This window comes from Nocardia sp. NPDC023733, assembly GCF_040639775.1.
Lineage (GTDB): Bacteria > Actinomycetota > Actinomycetes > Mycobacteriales > Mycobacteriaceae > Nocardia > Nocardia rosealba.
On sequence record NZ_JBFAAN010000001.1, the window covers coordinates 127605 to 153762 of the forward strand.

17 protein-coding genes are annotated in these 26158 nt (G+C 64.5%); 10 read left to right on the plus strand and 7 right to left on the minus strand.

From position 1 onward, the window contains the following. The first annotated feature begins 8 nt into the window (after window positions 1-8). From AB0F86_RS00560 to AB0F86_RS00580, 5 genes are all read left to right on the plus strand, one after another. Window positions 9-1115 (plus strand): DNA cytosine methyltransferase, encoded by a 1107-nt coding sequence (locus tag AB0F86_RS00560; RefSeq protein ID WP_356986321.1) that lies wholly within the window; start codon window positions 9-11, stop codon window positions 1113-1115. A gap of 416 nt (window positions 1116-1531) precedes the next feature. Next, window positions 1532-6331: a DEAD/DEAH box helicase gene (locus AB0F86_RS00565; protein ID WP_356986319.1), complete on the plus strand. Its 4800-nt coding sequence runs from the start codon at window positions 1532-1534 to the stop codon at window positions 6329-6331. A gap of 32 nt (window positions 6332-6363) precedes the next feature. After that, window positions 6364-8280, plus strand: coding sequence for a UvrD-helicase domain-containing protein (locus AB0F86_RS00570; RefSeq protein WP_356986317.1), 1917 nt, complete (start codon window positions 6364-6366; stop codon window positions 8278-8280). Beyond that, window positions 8277-11519, plus strand: a complete 3243-nt coding sequence (locus tag AB0F86_RS00575; RefSeq protein ID WP_356986316.1) for a helicase-related protein — start codon at window positions 8277-8279, stop codon at window positions 11517-11519. Before AB0F86_RS00570 ends, AB0F86_RS00575 begins: the two co-directional genes overlap by 4 nt. Further along, complete coding sequence (locus AB0F86_RS00580; protein ID WP_356986314.1) at window positions 11516-13351, plus strand: DUF1998 domain-containing protein; 1836 nt, start codon at window positions 11516-11518, stop codon at window positions 13349-13351. Before AB0F86_RS00575 ends, AB0F86_RS00580 begins: the two co-directional genes overlap by 4 nt. Window positions 13352-14106: 755 nt before the next feature. Here the strand turns inward: AB0F86_RS00580 and AB0F86_RS00585 are convergent. From AB0F86_RS00585 to AB0F86_RS00595, 3 genes are read right to left on the minus strand one after another with little or no spacing between them, the layout of a single operon-like run. After that, window positions 14107-14754 carry a GNAT family N-acetyltransferase gene (locus AB0F86_RS00585; protein ID WP_356986312.1) on the minus strand — a complete coding sequence of 216 codons (648 nt, stop codon included), beginning with the start codon at window positions 14752-14754 and terminating at the stop codon, window positions 14107-14109. A gap of 42 nt (window positions 14755-14796) precedes the next feature. Next, window positions 14797-15435 (minus strand): hypothetical protein, encoded by a 639-nt coding sequence (locus AB0F86_RS00590; RefSeq protein WP_356986310.1) that lies wholly within the window; start codon window positions 15433-15435, stop codon window positions 14797-14799. 40 nt (window positions 15436-15475) lie between these two features. Further along, entirely contained in the window at window positions 15476-16783 is a 1308-nt protein-coding gene (locus tag AB0F86_RS00595; RefSeq protein ID WP_356986308.1) for a hypothetical protein, read from the minus strand. Window positions 16784-16972: 189 nt separating this feature from the next. Between AB0F86_RS00595 and AB0F86_RS00600 the strand changes: the two genes are divergently transcribed. Beyond that, complete coding sequence (locus tag AB0F86_RS00600) at window positions 16973-17179, plus strand: cold-shock protein (protein ID WP_067493316.1); 207 nt, start codon at window positions 16973-16975, stop codon at window positions 17177-17179. Here AB0F86_RS00600 and AB0F86_RS00605 read toward each other — a convergent pair. Further along, window positions 17176-17958, minus strand: a complete 783-nt coding sequence (locus AB0F86_RS00605; protein WP_067636832.1) for an MHYT domain-containing protein — start codon at window positions 17956-17958, stop codon at window positions 17176-17178. The genes AB0F86_RS00600 and AB0F86_RS00605 overlap by 4 nt on opposite strands. A 398-nt stretch (window positions 17959-18356) precedes the next feature. Between AB0F86_RS00605 and AB0F86_RS00610 the strand changes: the two genes are divergently transcribed. Next, the gene (locus AB0F86_RS00610) at window positions 18357-18560 is read left to right on the plus strand and encodes a cold-shock protein (protein WP_014987157.1); all 204 of its coding nucleotides are present in this window, start codon (window positions 18357-18359) and stop codon (window positions 18558-18560) included. 58 nt (window positions 18561-18618) lie between these two features. On the opposite strand, the gene AB0F86_RS00615 is transcribed toward AB0F86_RS00610, so the two are convergent. Further along, entirely contained in the window at window positions 18619-19422 is an 804-nt protein-coding gene (locus tag AB0F86_RS00615; protein WP_356986306.1) for a nucleotidyltransferase domain-containing protein, read from the minus strand. A 133-nt stretch (window positions 19423-19555) separates the two neighbouring features. On the opposite strand from AB0F86_RS00615, the gene serA reads away from it, so the two are divergent. Both serA and AB0F86_RS00625 read left to right on the plus strand, forming a co-directional pair. Then, a complete protein-coding gene (gene serA / locus AB0F86_RS00620; protein ID WP_181698437.1) occupies window positions 19556-21154 on the plus strand; it encodes a phosphoglycerate dehydrogenase in 1599 nt (532 codons plus the stop codon). Between the two features lie 117 nt (window positions 21155-21271). Beyond that, window positions 21272-22279 (plus strand): 3-isopropylmalate dehydrogenase, encoded by a 1008-nt coding sequence (locus AB0F86_RS00625; protein WP_356986304.1) that lies wholly within the window; start codon window positions 21272-21274, stop codon window positions 22277-22279. Between the two features lie 188 nt (window positions 22280-22467). On the opposite strand, the gene AB0F86_RS00630 is transcribed toward AB0F86_RS00625, so the two are convergent. Next, entirely contained in the window at window positions 22468-24477 is a 2010-nt protein-coding gene (locus tag AB0F86_RS00630; protein WP_356986453.1) for a heavy metal translocating P-type ATPase, read from the minus strand. Between the two features lie 99 nt (window positions 24478-24576). Here AB0F86_RS00630 and AB0F86_RS00635 point away from each other — a divergent pair, with 99 nt between their 5' ends. Further along, window positions 24577-24936, plus strand: a complete 360-nt coding sequence (locus tag AB0F86_RS00635) for a metalloregulator ArsR/SmtB family transcription factor (protein WP_181698439.1) — start codon at window positions 24577-24579, stop codon at window positions 24934-24936. Between the two features lie 31 nt (window positions 24937-24967). On the opposite strand, the gene AB0F86_RS00640 is transcribed toward AB0F86_RS00635, so the two are convergent. Then, complete coding sequence (locus AB0F86_RS00640; protein ID WP_356986451.1) at window positions 24968-26101, minus strand: MFS transporter; 1134 nt, start codon at window positions 26099-26101, stop codon at window positions 24968-24970. Window positions 26102-26158 lie beyond the last annotated feature (57 nt).

Genomic DNA, 26158 nt, shown 5'->3' on the forward strand with positions numbered 1-26158 from the left:
CTCGCGTCATGCCCACCGACCGCGAGTTGCCGCTGCCACGCCGAGCGGACATGGTCGACCTTTTCGCCGGGCCGGGGGGCCTCGATGTCGCCGCCCGATGGTTGGGATTGGACGTGTACGGCTTCGAGTGGGACCGCAACGCGTGCGCGACCAGGGCGGCTGCCGGGCTCAACGATCGTCCCCACGATGTCCGTGACTTCGGACCGAAGGACGTGCCGGGAGCGTGGATTCTCACCGGCGGACCGCCATGCCAGACCTTCACGGTCGCGGGCTCCGGGGCAGGTCGGAAGGCGCTGGACGAAGTGCTGAGTTTTGTCGACCGGATGGGAGCGGGCATTCCCGTGGCGGACGAACTTGCCAAGCTCGAAGACGAACGGACCGGCCTCGTCGTGGAACCGTTGCGTTGGGCGCTCGAAGCTTTTCGAAGCGGAAGCCCGTACAAAGTCATTGTCTTGGAACAAGTTCCGGCTGTGCTGCCGATTTGGGAGCGCATGGGGGTTCTGCTGGAGGGCATCGGCTACAAAGCGAAGGCCCAAGTGGTGCGAACCGAGCAGTTCGGAGTTCCGCAGACACGCAGGCGGGCGATCCTTATAGCAGTTCGAGCGGATGAATACAGATTCCCGAAGGTCACGCACCGGCCGTACCGCAAGGGCGTCGACCGTGCCGTGGGCAAGCCCGACGAGTTGGCTTGGGAGACGATGGGTGACGCTCTGAGTCGCGGCTACGACTTCGAGGTGATTTCCAACTACGGCACCGGCGGCAACCCGAAGGCCCGTGGCCGTCGGCGGTCGAGCGAGCCGTCGGCAACGGTCACCGGGAAGGTGTCCCGCAACCAGATCGTCGATTCCAGCGGCTTCCCCTGCCCACGATTCACTCCTGGCGAGGCAGGCCGCCTCCAGACCTTCCCGCTCGACTACCCGTGGTCGGGCGGCGACATCGCACAGCAGATCGGCAACGCCATACCCCCGGTGTTGGCGTTGCACGTGCTTTCGGCCGCGTTGGGTAGTCAAGTGAGCCACGAGGAAGCCACGAAGGTCGTCGATCGTCCCTGGCTCGACACCCGCGACTCGGCCCCGCTCGACCACATGCAGCGAGTTGGCCTGCTCTTCGGCTGAGGGTGTAGCGAATCGAGGTTGCCCGCCGATAGCCCTCATCGACCGGGTAACAACTCTCGAACTCCCTTCCAACTGGTCGTACCGAGCCGATACTGTTACCCACAACGCGGGGAGTTAAACCTCCTATCGTCGACCAAATGGTATGTACAGGTGGGAGTAGCCGGTGAGTGATCTGATCAATCGCCCCGCGAGGTGTTCGGGTCCTTCATCGGTGGGGGTTCATCCGCAGGCAGGGCAGACCGATAGACCCGGCGAGCGACTGGCTCGGCGGCTGGTCCAGCAGGACCGAGTGCACCCCATCAGCCCAAGACAAGATGCGACTGCATCGGTTGCGCTGCAAGACCATTGGCGGGGCAGCGCCCAGATCTCGGAGAAATGGTCACAGAATGGACCGGCCTCGACCGAAGGCCGAGGGGATGAGTGAGATGACGCGGACTGAGCTGGATGTACTGGCGAAGGTAGACGAGTTGAGTCGACTCGCGCTGCGGACCTATCAGGTGAACCCCGCCCGCATCGAGGAGGATGCCAACGGCGAACGACGCATCCATCAGGGTGGCTACGGGGATCGCCAGATATTCGAGCTTGTTCAGAACGCTGCGGATGAATTGCGTGCGCCGGAGTTCGCAAGTGGCCGAATCGATGTAGTACTGAGTACCGACTACCTCTATTGCGCGAACGAAGGTTCGCCGATGACTGCTGCTGGGGTCGACACGATCCTGCGAATGGGTGTGTCGAAGAAGCGTGGGGGCCAGATCGGCCGTTTCGGTGTGGGCGTGAAGTCGGTCCTGTCCGTGACTCGGACTCCGCAGTTCTTCAGCAAGACAGGCTCGTTCGGCTTCGATGCAGACTGGGCCGCGTCAGAGATTTTGCGTGCTGTGAATGAAGTACGCGCTATGGAAGGTTCGGCGCCGTTGGGCGCCGTCGGGGAGACGCCGGTGCTTCGATTGGCGCGGGCACTCGACCCCGTTTCCGAACGCCGCAACGACCGCATCCTCGACGAGCTTCTGGGGTGGGCGACGACAGTTGTTCGTTTGCCCCTGGAACCGGGTGCAGCCGAACAGCTTTCCCGCGACATTCACCATCGGAAAACGGGTGATGTGGGAGCATCTCGGGAGTTCCCTCATCTGTTTCAGCTGTTCTCGCCGCACGTAGGAAAGCTGTCTCTCGTCGACCGCACCGAGATGCCGCACGTTCGACGTGATATCGCGATCGAGATCAAGGGGGACCGGCGGGTCATTCACCAGTCGCGCGCGGGAGCACGCTCGACATCGGAAACCTTCCGGGTCTTTTCGACACCACATGAGGTGAGTGACGCAGCACGGGGACGGGCGGGTGAACTCCATGATCGCGCCACAATCGAAGTATCTTGGGCTGTACCTGAATACACGAGATCGACCGAATCGGGCTACCTGCTTGTGCCGAACGATCGTGGTGTGTTCTGGTCGTTCTTTCCGACCAAGTACCCGACGACGTTGAGCGGTGCCCTGAACTCGGCGTGGAAGACCAACGAGGACCGCCAGAATCTTCTGGATAGCAGCGAACTCAACAGAGAACTGATGCGGGTCGCCGCCCGACTCATTGTCGGATCCCTGGAAGAGCTGACACCCGTTGATGATCCGGGCGCATACTTGCCGTTGCTTCCTGGCCGCGCGAAGGAATCACCAAATTGGGCATGCAGGGAGCTGACCGAACAGGTCTGGAAGCTGACGGCATCGAACCCTTCGCTTCCTGACCAGGACGGCACGCTGCGCGTGCCCCATGCCTTGCGCATTCATCCCGAGGCACCAGTCACGACCAGGGCACTCGAGTTGTGGGCCTCCTATTCGGGTCGCCCCCGGGACTGGGTGCATCATTCAGTCGAGGGGCCGAACTCTCGTCGCGGCAAGGTCTCTCACATTCTCAATGAATCCAAGCATGAAGGTCCGGCATCACCGCGTGCTTGGGTTGAAGCGCTAGTGGAGGATCGCACCGTCGAGGCATCCGCAGCGGCGATTCGATTGCTAGTGCATCTGCTGCGGAACGAGTTCACCGGTTCCAAGTACATTCAGGCGGCGTCGGAGCTTCGGCGGGCCAGGATTCTGTTGACAGAGGATGGGAGATTCGTAGCTCCAATCGTCGGCACCGTTTTTCGTCGAACTACAAACGATGGACTTCGCGATGACATGGTCTACGTACATGCGGATCTGGCAAACGATCCGGCTATCGCGGCATCGCTTACTGAGCTCGGCGTGCGCGAAGCCGATACCGAGGGACGGTTCTACAGCGTCCTGGATCAGGGCTTCGCCGGCTACGGGCACGACGACTGGATGCGGTTCTGGGAACTGCTCAACGAGTCCGGCGGTGCAGCTCAGGCGCACGAGATCCGCAAACGGGTTGCAGACGTTTCGGCTGTCCTGCACGCCTTGAACATGGAGGGCAAGTTCGTTCCGATCAAGAGCCTGATTCTTCCCGGACTGATTGTGCCAGCGGATGGTTCGCGCGACGCCGCACTGACCGTGGACATGAGGTTTCATGCGAATGATCGATCGATCTTGATGAATTTCGGTGTTCCAGATCGGCCAGGCTCCGGATACGATCCGACATCGGACGGATGGTTCGAAGGATATCGGGACGCAATGTACGCAGAGTACTGCGCAGCGCTACCGCCGACCGCGCCCAAAGTTCAGTCGCGGACCCTGGTGTTCAACGGCGGCCCGACCGCAGGCCCGTTGAACTTGTTCAAACGACTGTCCCCAGAGGGGCGGGCCGCGTTCCTGGAACGAACCGCAGACTCTGACATTACCGAGACCTGGACACGGCAGATCGGCAAGCAGTCCAACACACGTGCTCAGGTGATATCACCCATCCGATGGTTGTTGACCGAGGAAGGGTTCGTCCGTACGTCGCAGGGATTACACAGAGTCCGCAACGCACTCGGGCCCGGTTTGAAGGACTTTGCCGCAGTCCTTCCCGTCGCCGAGATCAGCGATGCCAAAGCTGTGAAACTGCGAATGCCGAACCAGATCGCGGAAGTGCCAACCGCGCTGTGGGCGAAACTTCTGGACGCTGTGCGGACGAGCGAGAATTCTGCATTCGTCGGACGCAGCTACGCATTGTTGATGCGTGTCGCGTACGACCTCGTCGCAGCGGAGAGTGACGTGCGCTGTTTGACTGCGGACGGCTGGACAAGTCTCACCGACAGCGAGATCGCTGTCGCCACGACGCAAGCCGAGTTTCAGGACCTCATCGAGGAAGGCCACCCGGCGCTGCTTGTCGATCATCCGGAAGATGCTGAGCAAGCTGCGGCGATGATCGCCGATTGGGGTATGCGACGGGTCTCCGAAGTAATCGAGCGCACAGTCCGGTTTGTGCCCGCGGGAGCTCCGACTGCGTTGGTCGACGAGTATCCGCTGTTGCGGCAGCGATTCGGTGCCAAGGTTCGTGGGGTCACCCTCCAGCGTTGCGAGGAGCTCGAGCAGGTGATCCGCACCCCCAAAGGGGCACGGACACTCGAACTGTGTTCGGCACGAGAAGAATCCGCTGTGTTGGTGCCTGAGGGAGTCGATTCGTCGGAGACGCTCGATCTCGTGGATGCCGAACTCGAACTCGGCCTCGGTCGAGAGGGGTGCCGCCAGATCATCGCCGAGCAGAAGCGGCGAGCAACCGATGAAGCGACCCGATTGCGGATTAAGGCGATCAAGGAAGCGCCGACCATGGCGGCCAAACTTGCTCTGATGCTCACTCGGGAGCAGCTGCTCGCCCGTCTGCCTGCTGGATTGGTGGAAGAAGGCGAACCTGGGAATGTCGATCGCATGGCGCAGTTGGCCCTGAACGCATTCGACGACCTGGTGCTCAAAACCTACGCAAAGGAAATTGCGTGGATCCCGGACTGCCCGACGTTCAACGGGAGCGACAGAGCACGGAAATTCGTCGCAAGCTTCGGAATCGCGGTTGATTTCGCCGGGTCCGACACACCCAAGATGGATCCGAGAGCCACGGTCAATGGCCCGAGGGATTTCCCCGCACTGCATCAGTATCAGGAAACAATCGCAGAAAAGCTGGTACAGATGCTGAGGTCGCCGACGCCACGTCGCGGCATGTTGAGTCTGCCTACCGGCGCGGGAAAGACCCGCGTCACCGCGGAAGGGGTCATCCGGTGGGTGCGTGAAGCGGGTGCACCGCGAGGGCCGATTCTGTGGATCGCGCAGACCGAAGAGTTGTGCGAGCAGGCGGTACAGTCCTGGAGCTTTGTGTGGGAAAAGGTGGGGCCCGCTCAACCGCTTGTTATAGACAGGTTCTGGAGCTCGAACTCCTCCACTCCGGTCTATGACCGGACACACCTCGTCGTGGCGACCGATGCGAAGCTCGGAAAGAACCTGTCCGATGACGAGTACGCGTGGCTGCGGAACCCCGCTCTGGTGATCGTCGACGAGGCGCACGGTGCTGGCTCCCCGCGATACACCGACATCCTGCGTCAGATGGGGCTCACCCACTCTTCGACCTCACGTCATCTCCTCGGCCTGTCTGCCACCCCGTTCCGCAACGATGCCGAACGAACCCGGCTCCTGGCACAGCGTTTCGGTGACTTCCGCCTCGATCACGGTGTCTTCGGAGACACGAATCCGATCACTGCGCTTCAGCGGCAGGGGATCCTTGCCAAAGTCGAGCACCGCGAACTCACCGGCCCCGACATCGAGCTGGACGATGCAGAGCTCCGCGAGATGAGGAATTCGGTCGCGAACTTCGCCACGGCGGGCGTGCTGCCTAAGAGCGCCGAACGCAAACTGGCTGATCACGAGGGCCGCAACGACATGTTGCTGACAGAGATTGCCAAACTGCCGTCGGACTGGCCTGTGCTTGTTTTCGCGACATCGGTCGACCACGCCAAAGTTCTGGCTGCACGACTTCAGGACATCGGCATTCGCTCTGTGTCGATCGATGCCATGACGGCTCCTGCCGACCGGCGTCGGCGAGTCGACGAATTCCGGCAGCAACGGATCCGCGTGATTACCAACTACGGCGTGCTGTCACAAGGATTCGATGCGCCTGCGACTCGTGCAGTAGTCATCGCGCGGCCGGTGTACAGCGCGAATCTGTACCAGCAGATGATCGGTCGCGGCCTGCGCGGCATTGCCAACGGTGGTGAGGCCGAGTGCATGATCCTCGACGTCCGCGACAATCTCACGAACTTCGACGCGAAGCTCGCCTTCACCGAGTTCGAATACCTGTGGAAGTAGATGCAATGCCTTCGGCTTTATCCCCATACCATTTGACGCTCACCGATGCGCAACGCGCGATCGTGGAACGTGGGTGGGCCGAGCGGGTTCTTGTCGCTGCGGGCGCGGGAGCCGGGAAGACTACCACCCTGACCTATCGGTTGGAGCAGCTGACCGGGGTCTGTAGCGCCGACGGAGAAGATCCGCTGGAAGCCTCGGAGATTCTTGTGCTGAGCTTCTCCCGGGCTGCCGTTCGGGCTCTGCGGGAGCGTATCGACCTGGTCGCCAAGTCCGCCCGACGCGTGCGTGCCTACACCTTCGACGGCTGGGCGCGGTCCCTCCTTCACGAGTGTGAGCCAGGCCGGGATCTGGCGATGTTGCAGTTCGATGAGGTCATCGTGGCAGCTACGGAATCGATCCGCGCTGGGATCTTCGACGATAATTCAGATGGTCCTGTCGTCGAGCCGCCGAGCCATATCGTCATCGACGAGGTCCAGGACCTGGTCGGCGTACGGAGGTCGATGGTCGAAGCATTGCTCACCGCAACGCGGGATTGTGCGGGTTTCACGGTGGTCGGCGACGCCGCCCAGTCGATCTATGGGTTTCAGATCGAGGACCTGGATGAACGCGCTGCCGAAACCAATCGCTTCTTCGCCTGGCTTCGTGCCGAGTTCGCGGATGACCTTGTCGAGCATCGACTCGATGAGAACTTCCGGGCGCGTTCCGACGACGCGAAAATTGCTCTGAGCTACGGATGTCGCTTGCAGGCGATGCCCAATGATCGAGCGAAGGCCGATGACGTCGCGCAGACTATTCGTCGTGAACTTCTAACGGCATGGGAGACACTGCCGAACTTCGGTGCGTTGATCGGCAAGGAGCGTGACGAATTTGCTCTCGCCTCCTTGCGCGATGCCGAAGCAACCACCGCGATTCTGTGTGCTACGAACGGCCAGGTGCTCCAACTGTCGGAGAGCTTCTGCAAGGAAGGGATCACGCACACAATCCAGCGCTCACCGAAATCACGGCCCGCGCCCAGGTGGCTGGTCCGCCTGTTCGCAACCGGGGACGGCATTCAGACTATTACCGAACAGCGATTCCACTCCGCCGTCGAAGGTTTGGTCAACGAACCAAATCGGGCGTGGCGATCTTTGCGAGTAATTGCGGGCGGCCGAGTTGGCGGTGTGGTCGATCTCGGTCGTTTGCATTGCGTCATCGCAGAGGAACGCACGCCCGATGATCTCGTGCACACCGAAACACGTGGGGTGTTGCTCACGACTATCCATCGTGCTAAGGGCCTCGAATTCGATCGGGTCCTCATTCTTGGGCAAGCCGAGGGAGACAAGTCGGACGAGGATATCCCAGGAAGTGCCCGTTTGCTGTATGTGGCGATGACCAGGGCGCGAGAGGACAACTATCGGGTGGAGCCGTTCCCCAAGCGGGTATTCGACGGTCGTTGGCGTAACCCGAAGTTCTATCGATGGCACAAGTTCGACCGGTTTCAGAAGTCGGGGGCACTCGAATTCGGTGACTTGGATGTCGCTCGTGATCGGCCCGCGCAGAGCCGGGAGTACTCCGCAATCCTGGTGCAGGAGTATCTCGCCTCCTCCGTCCACGGAGGTGACCTGGTTCGTTTGGTCTGTGAACCGTCGCTCTACCCAGAGGACAACGTGCCGCCGCAGTACGGAATTTGGCACGGCGATGTGCGAATTGGTGAGGTGTCCGATCGCTTCCTCGCCGATCTTGCGCGATCACGGAGAAAGTACCCCAAGCAGAAGGTCACGCGGTGGCCCGACGCCATCGCGAACGTGCAGATCGACTGCGTGGAGACCGTGGCGGGTTCCACTGCGGAATCGGCGCGCGCTGACCTCGGTTCGCACGGGGTCTGGCTTGCGCCTCGGTTGTGTGGACTCGGGTCGTACGTGTGGGAGAAGAAGGCTGACAGCGTAGCCGGCGACCAGGCGGAGGGATGACGAAGGCGATGTTCGACAACCACTACAAGTTCCGTGGTGAGCTACGGGAAGCGCTGCGCCTGGATCTACTTGGTCCACATGGTGGTGACACCGAGATCCTGACAAGTGACGCCCCGATCACCGCCTACCTCACTGGTGTGCTGTTTCCCCTCGGCAGTGTCGCTACCGAGGAAGTCGGCACAACAGAAACAGCCGGACCTGATGTCGTCAAAGGTGATGATGGCGAACAGGGGAACGAAGCCGGAGTCGCGCTGGCGAACACCCGCCAGCCGTCGTCGATCGGCTTGACGTTCGCTGTGGACCCTACTGTCACATCCACGCTGTGGGTGTCGATCGACGTGGCGCGATACGTTCCCCAAGACTCGGAGGGCCATTCTGTCGATCCTAAACGGGGACAAGCCCGTACGGTCGATCAACAGGGGGAGCATTGGCTGCGCGAGCAGGTCCCCTGCCAGGACGTGACGATTGACGTCGGGAAGCCCGGACCAGTAGCTAAGGTTAGCATCGCGGTCGGACTTCAACTTTGGACCAAAGTTCGGAAATCGGGGCCGGACGGAGCGGTTAGTATCACGACCACACTTGTGAACGTCCATAAGGTGGGCGAGCACGATCTCAAAGATGCGTACTGCTTCTTCCAACCGACTATCACCGTGCGTGGTCCGGAGGGCACGAAGCCATTCGTCGATCGTGCGCCTCGGCATGAGTCCCACGACGAAGAACTGCGGCTCAGTCGCTTGCTGAATCGGCACGCCCCCTCGTTCGCAGTCGGACATGGTTGTTCGGCGGTCTGGGACTGGACTCCGCCGCCCATCCGTACCGCGAAACCGCTCGAACGGGCATCCGTCGCCGAAGTGCGATCTGAATTCATGCCTAGCTATGACGTTCTGTTGACCGACTCGAATCCCAAAATCGATGATCATGCGCTTGGCATGCTCGGGTTGGCAACCCGCAAACGCGAGCAAGTGATCGCTGACCTGATTGCACTGCTGGAGGGATACGAACGGTGGATCGGCGATCGTGAACGCGAACTCGCCACGATAGCCGACCCTGAACTAAGCAAGGCGGGTAGCGATCAGCTCGAGCTCTGTGGTGTCGCCCTGGCGCGCATGCGGGGCGGCGTCGAGATGCTGGCGGGCCCGGGAAACGATCAGGTCTTCGCTGCCTTCCGCGCTGCTAATCGTGCGATGGCGATGCAGCGGGCACGCACAGTGTGGGTGAAGAACGGTCGCAACGGCGAGATCGATTTGACGGTCGGGAAATGGCGTCCGTTCCAAATAGCGTTCATGCTGTTGAGTCTGCGCGGCATCGTCGATCCCTTCCACGACGACCGCGAGGTCGCGGACCTGCTGTGGTTCCCAACCGGCGGTGGCAAGACCGAGGCCTACCTCGGTCTGATCGCTTTCACTACGTTCCTACGACGGCTCCGGCTGGGGGAAGCGGGTGCGGGTGTCACCGTGATCATGCGGTACACACTGAGGCTCCTCACCCTCCAGCAGTTCGAACGTGGAACGACGCTCATCTGTGCGATGGAGTTGCTTCGCGCGCAAGACGCGGCGCTCGGCACGGAACCGATTTCCATCGGTATGTGGGTCGGCCAGTCGGCCACCCCCAATCGGCTGGACGTCGCAGCACAAAAGCTGGAAGCGCTGCAGAACAGCCCGGGGACGCGGCTTACGAAGAACAATCCCGTCCAGCTTCGTTCCTGCCCGTGGTGCGGCGAACCATTGGACGCCAACGACTACGAGGTCGACGAGGACTCTTGCCGAATGTTCGTCCGCTGCCGATCCGAGGTCTGCGACTTCCATGGTGGGACAGGACTTCCCGTGCATCTCGTCGACGAAGCCGTCTACGACGCACATCCCACCTTGATCATCTCGACAGTCGACAAGTTCGCGGCGCTGCCATGGAATCCCAGCACGCTGAACCTCTTCAATCGAGACCGACAGCCTTCAGCTCCACCGGACCTCATCGTCCAGGATGAACTGCATCTCATCTCCGGGCCACTGGGGACGCTGACCGGGCTCTACGAAACCGCCATCGACATCTTGGCGGCCAAGCCGAAAGTCATCGCCTCCACCGCGACGATTCGACGCGCCTCCGATCAGGTCACTGCCTTGTTCGACCGACGCGTTGCTCAGTTCCCGCCTGCAGGCCTGGATTCTCGTGACTCGTGGTTCGCGGTGGAGTCGCCGCGTGCGGTGAAGGCCACCCGCCGGTACGTCGGGCTGTTCTCGGCACACGGCAGTCAGGCGACGCTGTTGGTTCGCACCTACGCGGCAATCCTGTTCCGGGCGTTCCAAGCCCGCGGGGTCGTCGATGATCGCATTCTCGATGCGTACTGGACCTTGGTCGGCTACTTCAACAGTCTTCGCTTGTTGTCAGCCGCGGAGCTGCAGGTATACGGCGATGTCGCCGAGCGCATCAGAGCCCTCGCCGAAGGTGCAGGCGAATCCGACGACCGGGCGAACGGGCCCGAGGTTATCGAATTGAGCAGCCGGGCCGACGCCACAAAGATCAGTGAGTATCTCAAAGCACTCGAGCGTGAGCTGCCCGCTGAAACCGTGGTCGACGTTCTTCTCGCCACGAACATGATTTCTGTCGGCGTCGATATCGATCGCCTCGGGTTGATGGCTGTCATGGGACAGCCACAGACCACGGCCGAATATATTCAGGCGACAAGCCGGGTGGGCCGCAGATACCCGGGGCTGGTTGCCGTCATGTTGAACTCCGCGCGCTCGCGAGACCGCTCGCACTACGAGTCGTTCCAGACGTTCCATTCCGCGCTGTATCGCGAGGTTGAATCGACCAGCGTGACTCCCTTTTCTGCCCGAGCACGGGATCGGGGGCTGCATGCAGTGATCGTTGCCTTGACGAGGCTGACGGTGCCCGGCGCTCGCGACGACACGTCGGCGGCGAACGTCGCAGACTACGTCGACGACATCAGGCGAAGGGTCGTCACTAAGATTGTCGACCGCGTGGAGAACGTTTCGCGCGAGGAGAAGGAGGCAACGGAGCGAGCCTGCAATGAGTTCCTCGACTGGTGGTGCGACCAGGCGGAAATTTTCCCAACACTGCGCTATCAGCCCAAGAAGGGACATCCTGCGCTGTTGGCGAATATCGGTGACGATTCCGACGGCGATGAGTACGACGAAGAAGATGGCTGGCCCACGCCATGGAGTCTGCGTGACGTCGACGCCGAAGCAACCCTGTTCCTGAAAGCTGGAGGTACCCGGCGATGACACCACCGACACGACGCAAGCGAATCGGCGGTGCTACCGGTGGAGTGTTGCGAAAACTTGGCCAGGCCAGGCGATCTCAATTGGTCACGACCTACGGCGTCGGTGCGATGATCGCTGTCGAAAACGAGTCGTTCATCGTTGCAGGTCACGATTCGTGGGGCGCGCACGATGCGCCGAAGGTCTTTGAACGCAGGCTCGCTCAACTGCTCGGCGTCGATCATTTTCGGTTACCGCCGGCAAAGGATCCTGATGAGGCTTACGACGGGGTTCGGGTGCACCGATTTCCCGAGTACTACACCTGCCCGAAGTGCGAACAGCTCGAGCGGTTTCGGCGTTTCAACTCGCTGCCGAACGAAGCTGTCTGCGTGGCATGCGACAAGGAGAAGCTTGTTCCGTCTCGCTTTGTCGTGGTGTGCGACAGCGGGCACATTGACGACTTTCCCTACTGGGAGTGGGTACATCGCGGTGCCGAACGTGAAGGTCGCACGGGTGGATGCGCTTTGAGCATGTGTACGGTCGGCGCGAGCGCATCGTTGCGAGCCATCCGGATTCGGTGCACATGTGGTGTACCCGAAGTGTCGATGGAGGGCGCCTTCAGCAAGCGTGCGCTGCAGGAGATCGGTTACCGGTGCAGCGGCGCCCGACCGTGGCTCACGGGTGGCAGCACGGAAGCTTGCGATGAAGAGCCCAAGACCATGCAGCGCGGTTCATCCTCGGTATGGCATCCGATTGTGCAGAGTGCGTTGTCGATTCCGCCTTGGGGGGAAGGCATCCCAGCATTCGTCGAGAAGCATCGGCTGCTCGGCAAGAAGGAGGATTACGTACGTGAGTATCTCGTCGACCGCGCCGCCGCGCTCGAAAAAGTACAGGCGACCGTCGAGGACGTGCTCGAAGTGATTGCCGCGGCAAATGAGCCCGATGCCTCGGAGAGCGATGATAACCCGGTCGGTCAGCGCGTCGGTAAGTTGCGTAGTCAGGAGTACGAACAGCTCGTGCGGGGTCGGCCGGAGACTCTCTCGGCGGACTGGCAGCCATTTGTTTGTACACCACCCGAGGGCGATACAGCCGTTCTTTCCGCACTCGACATCGACCAGGTGATGTTGGTGAAACGGCTTCGCGAAGTGCGTGCGCTCGCAGCTTTCGTGCGAGGTGAACTCCCTTCCGAAGCTGACGCAGACAGTCGCCGCTGTGATCTTCGTGATCAGTCGACCGAGTGGCTACCCGCGATCGAAGTCTTCGGGGAAGGCGTGTTCGTCCGCCTTTCTGAAACGCGGTTGCAAGAGTGGGAATCAGACCCGGCGGTTATCGATCGTACTGAGAGGATTCGAAAGCACCACCGCCAGATTCTCCAGGCGCGCTTACGCAAGAACCCCCGGCCCGGTGCCGCACAGGACTCACATGTGACTGCCAGGCAACTGTTGCTGCACACGCTTGCTCACTCGCTGATCATCGAGTGGAGTCTGGACTGCGGCTACGCCGCATCCGCTCTGCGCGAGCGGATATACACGGGCGAGACTATGGCAGGTATCCTGATCTACACCGCGACTACGGACTCTGCGGGCAGTCTCGGTGGACTTGTGGCTCAGGGTAGACCCGAGAAGCTTGAGCTCTCGTTGCGGTCGGCACTTTCTCGAGCGCAGTGGTGTTCTAATGACCCGCTATGTATGGAATCAGAGGCCAGCGGTTCTGAGAGTTTGAACCTGGCAGCGTGTCATGCCTGCGTGCTCCTGCCAGAGACGAGCTGTGAATTGATGAATGGATTCCTGGACCGGGGACTGTTGGTCGGCGAGGAGGAGTCCGAATTGACCGGGTACTTCAATCTCGTCGGATAGGATAGTGTCTCGGGTTGCAGACCAGGAGGCGCTTCAATCTGCCTGATTGCTCTGAAAGTTACAGCAGGTCGTGGCGTTAGGCATCGCATTCTGCGCATACGCCGGTGGCTGGCAACTGCATCAAGCATCGGGTGCAGATGTGGATCGGTCGAGGACGACCCGCGACTGCCCTGTGGCGTGCGTCAACGAGTTTTGGTGCCGGGGCTGGTACTCCGCCATCGGCGGGCAGGTCAATGGCGTAACGCCGATAGCAGTTCAACCGCGCCTGTGCGGCACGGGATTCTAGGTCATTCGGACTGTGAGGCCCCTGGATCTCCAGGACATATCGGTAGCCGGGGCCGACGGTGTGGTCCTGTAGGTGATGGCATGATATTCGCCTGCTATCGCGGCAAGGACGGTATGGGCTACTGTCGACCAAGCTGGCATCGCTTCGGTATTGAAGACTCAAGTGCCGTCCGAATTCGCCACGTGCCCGGCACGGATGAGTGATCCATGGGCACAACGATATCCGGCCAGTCCGACAGCCATGATCGTTGACCGCTCAGGAGGGGCACGCTTGCGCTGTTGAACTGATGGGTGTGGCGAGAACACTGAACTGATCAGCACACTGGTCACCTGGTCGTCAGTGCGCGTCGGATTGTAACTGCGCCCCGGACAAGAAGAATGCTCGATCGTTGGCGATGGTTGAGCTGGTATCGAAAGGTTTGTTGCCTAGGTGCTCGATGGAATAAATTGTGGCGGGCCGTGGTTCGTAATCAAGAGGATGTTGTCGGGCGGACCATGGTCAGCTGGCACACCCGTGTGCCGTGGTATCGCAACCCGGGAACTGCCGCTGGGGCTCCGTGAGCGGAGAAGCCGTGACGCTCGAAAAAGCAGACCGCGCGGGTATTTTCGACGAGGGTTTGAAGGTAGCAGCCGGGTGATCCGCTTGCGTTGAGGTGGTCCAAGAACTGGTGCATCAGTGCGTCGGCGGCGCCTGTTCCGCGGGCGGCTGGAGCCAGGTTGATGTGGAGGTGGGAGGGCCAGCGGGGGTCGGTGAGTTCGCTGGCGAGGGGTTGGTGGCGGAGTTTGGCGATGGCGGTGTCGGTGAGGGCGCGGGCGAAGAAGGTGGCGGGCTTGCGGCGGAAGATCAAGCGGTGGTCTCGGATTGCGGATTCGAGGCGGGCTTCTTCGGTCGGGAAGGTGGTGCTGTCGACGCAGCCGGTGAGGTAGCCGACGAGGCGACCGTCGTCCACTGCGAGGAAGATGGAGTCGGGGGCGAGGTCCATGTAGGGGGTCAGGTACACGGCTTTCTCGGATTCGGGGTGGCCCCAGAGGCTGGCCGTGGGGGAGCCCTCGCCGACGTGGGAGGCCAGGGCCGTCAGTTCGGGACGGTCGGCCTCGGTGTATCTGCGGATCTCCACTGATCCAATGTACGTACGAAAGGCCCTGCGGACTCGGAGGTTTCAGCGAGGTGGGCAGATCTTGATGGCGTCTCGGGAGATGCAGACGTCGTATTCACCGGGGGAGGCGATGACGGCGTTTCCGTAGGCGGAGCGGATGAAGGGGGAGGTGTACCAGCGGTTTTCGCGCATGTCTTCGAAGAAGTCGCGGTCGGAGCCGTTGAGGAAGATGTGGGATTGGGTGGTGGGTCGGCCGTCGAGGCGCTGGCCGTAGAGGCGGGTGAGGGTGTAGCCGGAGTGGAAGCCGAGGGCGTTGACCCAGGGTTCCAGTTCGACGATGGCCGCTTGCATCACCCACAGGTCGCCTTCGATGCGGTGGGTGGTGCGGTTGGTGACAGTGCCGTCGGTGTCGAAGGTGGTGACGTCGAGTTCCAGGGATTGGTCTCCGACGGATTTCGCGATCACGTGGGCGGCTTTGATCTCGCCGGTGAGGCCCAGGTAGGTCTGGAGGAGGGTGGCGATCCAGAGGAGCAGGGTGGCGGCGAGGAGGAGGGCGGTTCCGGGGATCGCGCGGCCCAGAACGGATTTGAGGCCGCGGCGGCGGGTGGTTGGCAGGGCTGCCGCGACGAGCAGGACGAGGCCCACCGCGATCAGGACGAGCAGGCCGATCTGGGGGAGCCCGAAGGACACCGGGAAACTCATGAACTGGGTATACCCCGAAAGCTGTTGCGGCAGGCCCTGACTAGAGGGACTGGGGGCCCGAATCCGGCAAGGAGGGCTGACGCCGGCGCAGGATCAGGGCGACGATGGCCGTGCAGACGAGCGCGATGATCACCGCGACGGTGCCGGGCACGGGTCCACGGTCCACCTCGGCGGTGCGGTACCAGGCCGAGGAGTAGGCGAGGTGGCCGAATTCGGTGTCGCTCAGTGCGACTCCGAGGGATGGGACGAACAGTACGCAGAAGCCGACGACCGCCGACGAGGAGTTGACCGGAACCGCGCTGCCCACGCCGTAACCGCAGATGGCGCCGAGCGCCAGGCAGCCCACGGCGGCGGTGAGGGTCGCCGGGGGTGCGGTCATGTCGGCGGCGAGGGTGAGGCCGGCCAGCGCCACGATCCAGAGGGCGGCGGCGAGGGGGCGTGGGCGGTGCATGCCGAGGCCGAGACCGATGGCGATGGCGACGAGGGTGCCCAGATCCACCCAGCCGTTGCGCGGCAGGGTGATGACCAGGCTGCCCGCCACCGAGAACGACGACATCAACACCGTGAGCACGCCGTCGCGCTCGGGCAGCACGAAAGCGGCGGCCGCGGTGGCGGCGAGCACGATGATCGAGGCGATCACCACGTGCCGCAGGCTGGTCTTGTGGTGTGACACGTTCAGCGAGGTGAAGATGATCGCCGAGTAGACGAAAACGGCGGCGAGCACCGGCGCGAGCGGGATCGCGGAATCGGTGTGTGCCGCGGCGGGCGTGGCGCTGGTGACCGCGAAATACGCGAGCGCGAGCACGCTGCCCCCGATGAACCACAGCGGCAGGGAGCCCGCGAGCGCTCCGTCGAAACCACCGGTGGTGTCGTCGGTCGGCGTCTGGGTGAGGTCACCGAGGACCGTGGCGCCGATCGCGGCGAACAGGTACGCGATGCGCAGCCTCGGCTCGTTCCACACCGCCACCGCGGTGGCGCCGAGCGCCATCCCGGCCAGCAGCGCGTCGACGAAGTTCAGGGTCGCCAGGGACACACCGCTGTCGAGACGGCCGTCGCTGCTGTCGCCCGCGGCGAGCAGGTGGCTCAGCAGAATCCCGGCGAGCGCGAGCAGTGCGGTCCAGCGGGCGGTGCGCACACTGCCCACCGCCACGGTGACAGCAGCGGTGATGACCGCGATGAACGCGCCGCCGGTCATCGCGCGCGGGATGTTGAACACCAGCAGATCGTCGTGGGCGGATTCGCCGAGGTCGGCGAAGCTGATCGGCATCATGATCGCGAGCACCGCCACGGAGGTGGCGACGACGACCGTGAGTGCCTCGGCGGCGGGCCTCGCCGCGACGCGGATCATGAGCAGCCGTGTCGGAGTGGGGGTCGCGCAGGATGGTGAGACACCGGATCTCCGTTCTCGCGGACGAGCCTGGCTGGAGTTTATCCAGCTCGGGTGCGTCGACCGGTCCGTGCGCTTTCGTGTCGCGCTCGACGGCATGCGACCATGAACGAATCGGCATGTCAGGCAAATGATTAGGAAGGTCGGTGGATGACCGGCGGCGTGGTGAGCTGGTTCGACGGCGGCAAGGGGTTCGGTTTCATCACCCCGGACGCGGGCGGGCCGGAGGTGTTCGTGGAGTACACCGAACTCGTCGGCGAGGGGTTCCGGACACTGCGGGCCGGTCAGCGCGTGGAATTCGCGGTGCACGAGACGCGGCGCGGTCCCGAGGCGCAGCGGGTGCGTGTCGTCGATTAGTTCTGGCCGCTCGGCCAGAAACGGCTGGCGCGTTGCCCGTGGATCGGGCGGGTCAGGTTCGGATCCTCGGCCTCGGTGATGCCGACCTGCATGAGCAGGATCATGGTGACCATGCTGATCGCCACGATCAGCGGTGTGAGCAGCTGTGACGCGGTGGCGCCCGTGGCATGGGCGACGTGCGCGCTGGTGTGGGCGCTCATGGAGAACATGCCGGTGTAGTGCATGCCCGTGACGGCGACGCCCATCAGCAGGGCCGCGCCGATGGTGGCGAGAAAACCGTGGATGTGCAGGGCGAACCAGAGGGCGGCGGTGGCGGCGACCACGGCGATCACCAGTGAGGCGACCACGACGGTCGGCTCGTAGACGATCTCGATGTCGGTTTTCATCGCGTACATGCCGGCGTAGTGCATGGCTGCCACGCCGAGACCGGTGATCGCGCCGCCCACCGGAAGCGCGGCGGTGTCCCAGCTGCGGCGCACGACGATCGACAAGCCGAGCCACACCACGGCCATGGCGACGGCGGCGCTGAACAGCGTGATCGGCACGTTGTAGCGGATGGTCGCGCCCTGCACGGAGAAACCGAGCATGGCGATGAAGTGCATAACCCAGATGCCGGTTCCGCCGAGTGCGATGGCGGCCGCGGTGAGCCATCCGCCGTGGATGCCGGAGGCGCGCGAGCGAACCATGCAACGCAGTGCCAGCATCGAGCCGAGGACCGACATGAGATAGGCGAGCAACGGGGTCAGCCAGCCGTAAGTGAAATGGTTGATGTTCAGCACGCTCAGCTCCTTGCGCGTTTTCTCGTCCGGGATGTGTGCACCCTCACGAAACGGAAAATACGCTGGTAGGAAATTTGCCGTACTGGTTTTATCGAAAATGTATAGGGTCGCTGACGGTGGTCGGTCGCCGCGCAATAGGGTTATCGATGGTGATGCGTGCCAGTCGGCTCGGTTCGTGTTCCGGACAATTCACCGCATCCCTGCGGCAACCACATCGGCATCCACGCAGCATCCACCTCGTCGACTATGTGACAGCACCAACTGGCAGCTACGAGGGTTGGCTTGCTCACAGCGCCCCGGTGGAGGTGTGGAGGAATTTCCGAAACCGTGGCATTGTTGAACAGCGAGACCGGGACCGGACTATTAGGACCTGGCTCGTCTACAGGAAAGTTTTTGAAATGGCTCAGGGCATTGTGAAGTGGTTCAACAGCGAGAAGGGCTTCGGCTTCATCGCGCAAGACGGCGGAGGCCCCGACGTCTTCGTGCATTACTCGGCTGTCAGTGGCTCGGGCTTCCGCTCCCTCGATGAGGGTCAGCGTGTGGAGTTCGAGATCGGCCAGGGTCAGAAGGGCCCCCAGGCTCAGGACGTCCGCGTCCTCTGATTCTGCGCGAACCAGCGTACGAACGTGAAGCTCCGCACCGGATGGTGCGGAGTTTCTGCTATTTCAGGGCCTCCGCGCGGAAGAACTCGTCGGTCACCGCCCGCGCCGTGCTGAGGTCGCGCGGCATGCGTGCGGTGAACTCTGTTGCGGCCCTGGCGAACTCGTCGTCGATGAAGGCCGGGATCAGGGCAGGCGGTGCACCGGCCCCCATCTCGCGGGTGCGCGACTTCAGGTCGGTGAGTTCGGTGATGGCCGCGACCAGGTCGGCGGGCAGCTCGCACTGCGCCATCAATGTCGGCAGGTGCATGGGCGCCACCGCCGCGCCGGGATGCTCGCGCAACCAGCGCAGCGCCATCGCCGGGCGCAGCGAGTAGAACACTTTTTTCAAACCGCCGTTGCGCGCGTAGAGCCCCCACTGGCGGGCACCCAGGTGTAGATAGTGACGGGCGATGCGGTCGCGATCGGCCACCTGAACTGCGACTTCACGCAGACGGGCGCGGAAATCCTCGTCTCCGCGGTACACGATGGGTGACATCAACCACTCCACGAGCACCGCGTTGCCCTGCACCAATAGACGCAGCGCCTTGGCCAGATCCCAGCCGTTCACATCGAGCAGGCCGGTCAGCGGCGTCTCGATCACATCGCGGGTACGCCACGGCGACAGATACGTCTCCAGGCCCGCGACGTAGACGAAACGGCAGTCGTAATCGGAATCGGGCGAGGGGAAACCCCAAGCGCGGCTGCCGCTTTCGATGGCCAGGCGGATGCGCACACCGTGCTCGGCAGCGACCCGGTCGAGCTCGGTGTCGACGGCGGCCACCACGGCCGGATCCATCGACTCGGGGACGGTGCGCAGCGACATGCGGTGATGTTAAGTGGTGCGGCTCCCAGGGTTCACCCGGTTTTCGGGCAGGGGGGTAAGGGGACCCGAACCCCGGCGACTATTCTGGGCCGCGGTAACTGCCGACCCCTTTCTTCCCCAGGAGTACCCCACAGTGAGCCAAGCAGGCCGTCCTGTAGTTCTGATCGCCGACAAGCTCGCCCAGTCGACCGTCGACGCGCTCGGTGACGGTGTCGAGGTTCGCTGGGTCGACGGCCCCGACCGCCCGGCGCTGCTCGCCGCGGTCCCCGAGGCCGACGCGCTGCTCGTGCGTTCCGCCACCACCGTCGACGCCGAGGTGCTCGACGCGGGCAAGAAGCTCCAGATCGTCGCCCGTGCCGGTGTCGGCCTCGACAACGTCGATGTGCCCGCCGCCACCGAGCGTGGCGTGATGGTCGTGAACGCGCCCACCTCCAACATCCACACCGCCGCCGAGCACGCGGTCACCCTGCTGCTCGCCGCCGCCCGCCAGATCCCGGCGGCGGACGCGACGCTGCGTGAGAAGACCTGGCAGCGCAGCAAGTTCAACGGTGTCGAGATCTTCGGCAAGACCGTCGGCGTGATCGGCCTCGGCCGCATCGGTCAGCTGTTCGCCGCCCGCCTGGCCGCGTTCGAGACCAAGATCGTCGCTTACGACCCCTACGTGTCGCCGGCCAAGGCCGCCCAGCTCGGTATCGAGCTGCTCTCGCTCGACGAGGTGCTCCAGCGCGCCGACTTCATCTCGGTGCACCTGCCCAAGACCCCCGAGACCAAGGGCCTGCTCAACGCCGAGCGTCTCGCGCTGACCAAGCCGGGCGTCGTCATCGTCAACGCCGCGCGCGGTGGGCTGATCGACGAGCAGGCGCTGGCCGACGCCATCACCAAGGGTCACGTGCGTGCCGCGGGCCTCGACGTGTTCGAGACCGAGCCGTGCACCGACTCGCCGCTGTTCGACCTGCCGCAGGTCGTCGTGACCCCGCACCTCGGTGCGTCCACCTCGGAGGCGCAGGACCGCGCGGGCACCGATGTCGCCAAGTCGGTGCTGCTCGCGCTGGCCGGTGAGTTCGTGCCCGGCGCCGTGAACGTCACCGGTGGTGCCGTGAACGACGAGGTCGCCCCCTGGCTCGACGTCGTCCGCAAGCAGGGCGCGCTGCTGGGCGCCATCGCCAGCGAGCTGCCCGTCAGCATCGAGGTGCAGGTGCGCGGCGAGCTGGCCGCCCAGGACGTGGCCGTGCTCGAACTGTCGGCGCTGCGCGGTGTGTTCTCGGCGCTGGTCGAGGACCAGGTCACCTTCGTCAACGCGCCGTCGCTGGCCAAGGAGCGTGGCATCACCGCCACCGTCACCACCGCCACCGAGAGCCCCAACCACCGCAGCATGGTCGACCTGCGCGCCGTGTTCGGCGACGGCTCCACCCTGAACGTGGCCGGTTCGCTCACCGAGCCGGCCCAGGTGGAGAAGATCGTCAACATCAACGGCCGCAACTACGACATGCGCGCCGAGGGCCTGAACCTGGCCGTGCTGAACTACGGCGACAAGCCGGGCGCGCTCGGCAAGATCGGCACCCTGCTCGGTGAGGCCGAGATCGACATCCTGGCCGCTCAGCTGAGCCAGGACGTGGATGCCGAAGGCGCAACCGTGGTGCTGCGCGTCAACCGCGAGGTGCCCGCCGAGGTGCAGACCGCGATCGGCGAAGCCGTCGGTGCGTCCAAGGTCGTCCTGGTCGACCTGGCCTGAGATTGACGTCCCGGTCTGTCGCCGGGACATCGGCAGCTGCGCGCCGTCACCCCACGGTGGCGGCGCGCACTCGTATCCCGGTGGCGAACCGCCCCGGCTTCGAAACGGAGCTTGTTCATGAAACTCGCAGTCATCGCCGGTGACGGCATCGGTCCCGAGGTCATCGCCGAGGCGCTCAAGGTGCTCGACGTGATGTCGCCCGGTGTCGAGAAGACCGAATACGACCTCGGTGCCGCCCGCTACCACCGCACCGGCGAGATCCTGCCGGAGTCGGTGCTGCCCGAGCTGAAGCAGCACGACGCGATCCTGCTCGGCGCGATCGGCGACCCGTCGGTGCCAAGCGGTGTGCTCGAGCGTGGGCTGCTGCTGAAGACCCGGTTCGCGCTGGACCATCACGTGAATCTGCGTCCCTCGAAGCTGTACCCGGGTGTCACCAGCCCCCTCAGCGGCAACCCGGACATCGACTTCGTTGTCGTGCGTGAGGGCACCGAAGGCCCGTACACCGGTACCGGTGGCGCGATCCGCGTCGGCACCCCGCACGAGGTGGCGACCGAGGTCTCCAACAACACCCGCTTCGGCATCGAGCGCGTGGTGCGCTACGCCTTCGCCGCCGCGCAGGCCCGCCGCAAGCACCTCACCCTGGTGCACAAGAACAACGTGCTCACCTTCGCCGGGTCGCTGTGGCAGCGCACCGTCGACGAGGTCGGCGCCGAATTCCCCGATGTGGCAACGGCTTACCAGCACATCGACGCCGCGACCATCCACATGGTGAACGATCCGGGTCGCTTCGACGTGATCGTCACCGACAACCTGTTCGGCGACATCATCACCGACCTCGCCGCCGCCGTGAGCGGTGGCATCGGCCTGGCCGCCTCGGGCAATATCGACGCCTCGGGTGTGAACCCGTCGATGTTCGAACCGGTCCACGGCAGCGCCCCCGACATCGCGGGCCAGTCCAAGGCCGACCCGACCGCCGCGATCCTCTCGGTGGCCCTGCTGCTCAACCACCTGGGCAACACCGAAGGCGCCGCCCGCATCGAATCCGCCGTCGCCAAGGATCTGGCCGCCCGCACGGGCACCGCCTCCACCGTGGAGATCGGCGACCGGATCGCCGCCACCGTCTGAGGTCACCACCCACGAAAGGCCCGCCCCGGCACTCCTGGGGCGGGCCTTTCTCTGTACTCGTCGCTCGGACGATGGTGTCTCTCGACCGCGGGACCTTCCTGGTCGCACCTGCGATCGCGCGGACGGCTACGGCGGCGCGTTGACCATGAGGGCGGTAGGCGGCGGTGGAATCTCGCTGATCGTCGACGCTACGAGCGACCCGACTGGGCGCGGCGCCAGGCTGAGGAGCTCAGGAGGCGGAGGCCGTTGAGGGCGACGATGATTGTCGAGCCTTCGTGGCCTGCCACGCCGAGGGGGAGGGGGAGGTGGCCCAGGAGGTCCCAGGTGACCAGGACCGCGATGAAGGTGGCGGCGATGGTCAGGTTGGCGATCACCAGGCGGCGGGCTCGGCGGGACAGGGCGATGACGGTGGGGATGGTGGTGAGGTCGTCGCGGACCACGACGGCATCGGCTGTTTGCAGGGTGAGGTCGGACGCGGTGCCACCCATGGCGATTCCGACGTGGGCGGTGGCGAGGGCGGGGGCGTCGTTGATGCCGTCGCCGACCATGGTGATGCGCTCACCCTCGGACTGCAGGGCGCGGATGGCGGTTACCTTGTCCTCGGGGAGGAGATCTGTTCGCAGGTCGGTGATTCCGACGCGGTCGGCCAGGCGGCTCGCGGTGATGTGACTGTCACCGGTGAGCAGAACCGGTGGGGTGCCGGTCATCCGGGTGAGGTCGGCGACAGTGGCGGCCGATTCCTGGCGGTCACGGTCGGTGATGCCGAGCACGGCGACGGGCGCGCCGTCACAGACGACGACCACAGCGGTTCGGCCGCGCGACTGCTGGTCGGCGACCGCGTCACCGAGACGGGCGGACGAATCACGGGCGTGGTCCGAATCGCTCTGAGAAGTTGCCTCCCCCTGCGACGCCTTCGCACCGAGTAGCGCTGTGGGTGAACCGATTCGGACCGCACGCCCCTCGACAGTGGCGAAAACACCACGTCCCGGTTCGGCCGTGAAGTCCTCGGCTTCGGGCAGCGGAAGATCACGCTGACGAGCCGCGCGCACGATGGCCTCGGCCAGTGGATGTTCGCTGCCGTGCTCGGCCGCCGCGGCCAACCGCAGGACCGCATCCTCGGTGAAAGCCGTGCCGGGCAGCACGTGGATCTCGGCCACCTCGGGGGTGCCGCGGGTGAGCGTGCCGGTCTTGTCGAACGCCACCCGGGTGGTGGTCCCGAGCTGTTCCATCACCGCGGCGGACTTCACCAGCACACCGTGGCGACCCGCCGTGGCGATCGCGGCCAACAGCGGCGGCATGGTCGCGAGCACCACGGCGCAGGGGGAGGCGACGATCATGAAAGTCATGGCACGCAACAGGGATTCGCGAACCGCCTCACCCCACAGCAGTGGCACGACGAACACGGCGATGGTGGCGGCCACCATGCCGATCGAATAGCGCTGCTCGATCTTCTCGATGAACAGCTGGGTGCCCGCCTTGGTGCGCACGGCCTCGTCGACCAGGCCGGCGATCCGCGCGACCACCCAGTCACTCGCCCGCCGGTCCACCCGGATCCGCAGCGTGCCGGTGCCGTTGAGAGTGCCCGCGAAAACCTCGTCGCCGACGGTCCGGTCGACGGGCAGCGGTTCGCCCGTGATGGTGGCCTGGTCGACCTCGCTCGCCCCGCCGACCACCGTCCCGTCCGCCGCGATGCGGTCGCCCGGGCGGACCAGCACCACGTCACCGATGACGAGATCTGTTGCGTCCACCGTCTGTTCGTCGCCGTCGCGCAGGACGACGGCGGCATCGGGGGTGAGGTCGAGCAGTCCGCGCACGGAGTCCTCGGTCCGCGCGGTGGCCAGCGCCTCCATCGCGCCGGAGGTCGCGAAGATGACGATCAGCAGCGCACCGTCGGTCACCTGCCCGATCGACATGGCGCCGATCGCCGCGACAACCATCAGCAGATCGACATCGAGCGTCTTCTCCCGCAATGCCTGCAACCCGCCGAGTGCGGGCTCCCAACCGCCGGTGACGGCGCAGGCCAGGTACAGCGCCCACCACGACCACGATGGCGCCCCGGACAGCTGCGCGGCCAGACCGACCAGGAACAGCACGAGAGAGGCGGCCGCCCAGCGGATTTCGGCGATCTCGAACAGCCGGGTCCGTCGCGAGCGCGGGGGAGCGGCGGCGCCGGGACGGACCGCGACGGCGGTGGGCATGGCCACGGGAAACCTCCGTGAGACGGGGAACGGAACAACCCGAGAATAACAGAACATATGAAGAGGTCTTCATTTCAACGGGTCGGTTAGACTCCTGCCATGGGACACGGTGTGGAGGGCCGCGACCGGCCGACCACCCGGCTGGACGCCGATACGGCCGCGCACGTCGCGACCACTCTGCAGGCTCTCGCCACCCCGAGCCGGCTGCTGATCCTGTCCGAACTACGGCAGGGCCCGCGCCCGGTGACCGAACTGGCCGAGGCGGTGGGAATGGAACAGTCGGCCGTCTCCCACCAGCTGCGCCTGCTGCGCAACCTCGGCCTCGTCGTCGGCACCCGCGCGGGCCGCAGCATCGTCTACAGCCTGCACGACAACCACGTCGCCCAACTGCTCGACGAAGCCGTCTACCACAGCGAACACCTGCGCCTCGGCCTGTCCGACCGCTCCGGCACCGCCTGATCCGCCGGGGCCGAAAACCCCGATCGGGCGACTACCTTCCGGTGCCCCTCGGCACCAGAGGCACCGCCGCCATGGCTGCCACGGCCGCGAACGCGAACGCCGTCGGATACCCGCTCACCGTGATCAGCGCGCCGAATGCCGGTGGGATGGCGGCCAATACGAGGTTCTGGCCCGTGTTCTGAATGCCGAGACCACGTCCGCTCCAGAACGGTCCCGCGATCTCGGCGACCGCGGTGAACGCCAATCCGTTGTCCGACACCGAGATCACCGACGCCGCGACCATCAGTGGCACGGCGATCCACCCCCAGCCCGTCCCCGCGGCGACCGCAAGTGCGACCATCGACAACACCGCGGCGACGGCGACCTGACGCAGCGGCCCGAGCCGGTTGCCGACCCGATCCGACCACGCGCCCGCGCCGATTCGTCCAGCGGCGCCGAGTAATTGGGTGACCGTCATCAGTACGCCCGCCGCCACCGGCGACCAGCCCAGATCGCGGTGCAACCACATCAGCCCGAACGTCCACAGGGTGGCCTGCGGGAAGACCAGCAGGATGGACACCGCGTGAATGCGCCACAGCGTGGAGTCGCCACGGTAGGGGTTGGTCCGGTCGGCAGCTTTCGTGGGCGGCCGGGGCGGATCGACAATGCCTGCCAGGCAACCGATCGCGCCCGCAGCGGCCAGCAGCGCGGGCACCAGCAGGGCGGCGGCGATGCCGTACCGGTCGGCGACCCAGGGGATGGTCAGCGCGCCCACGCCGACACCGAGGGGCTGGGCGGTCTGGCGGATACCCATGGCCAGCCCGCGCCGGTCCGGCGGGAACCAGCCGACGATCACCCGCCCGCTCGCACCGTTGGAACTGGCCGCGCCGACACCGCCGAGGAACAGCAGCACGCCGAAGGCGATCGGATCCTCGACCAGGGCTGCGCCCACGCCGGCGGCGAACATCAGTGTGGTGCCCGCGACCAGCACGATCCGCTCACCGATGCGGTCGACGACATAACCCCACGCGATCAGCGTGCACACCAGGCCGACGGTCGGCAGGGCGACGAGCGCACCCGCGGCGGCCAGCGAATCACCGCGATCGGTGAGCGCGGGCAACAGGAAGGGGGTGCCGTGCACGAAGGTGGCGCTCGACGTCTGCGCGAGCACACCGAGAGCGAGCATCGACCAGCGTCTGCCGCTGCTGATCTGGGATACCCCGGCCGTCGGCCGCGCCTTCGT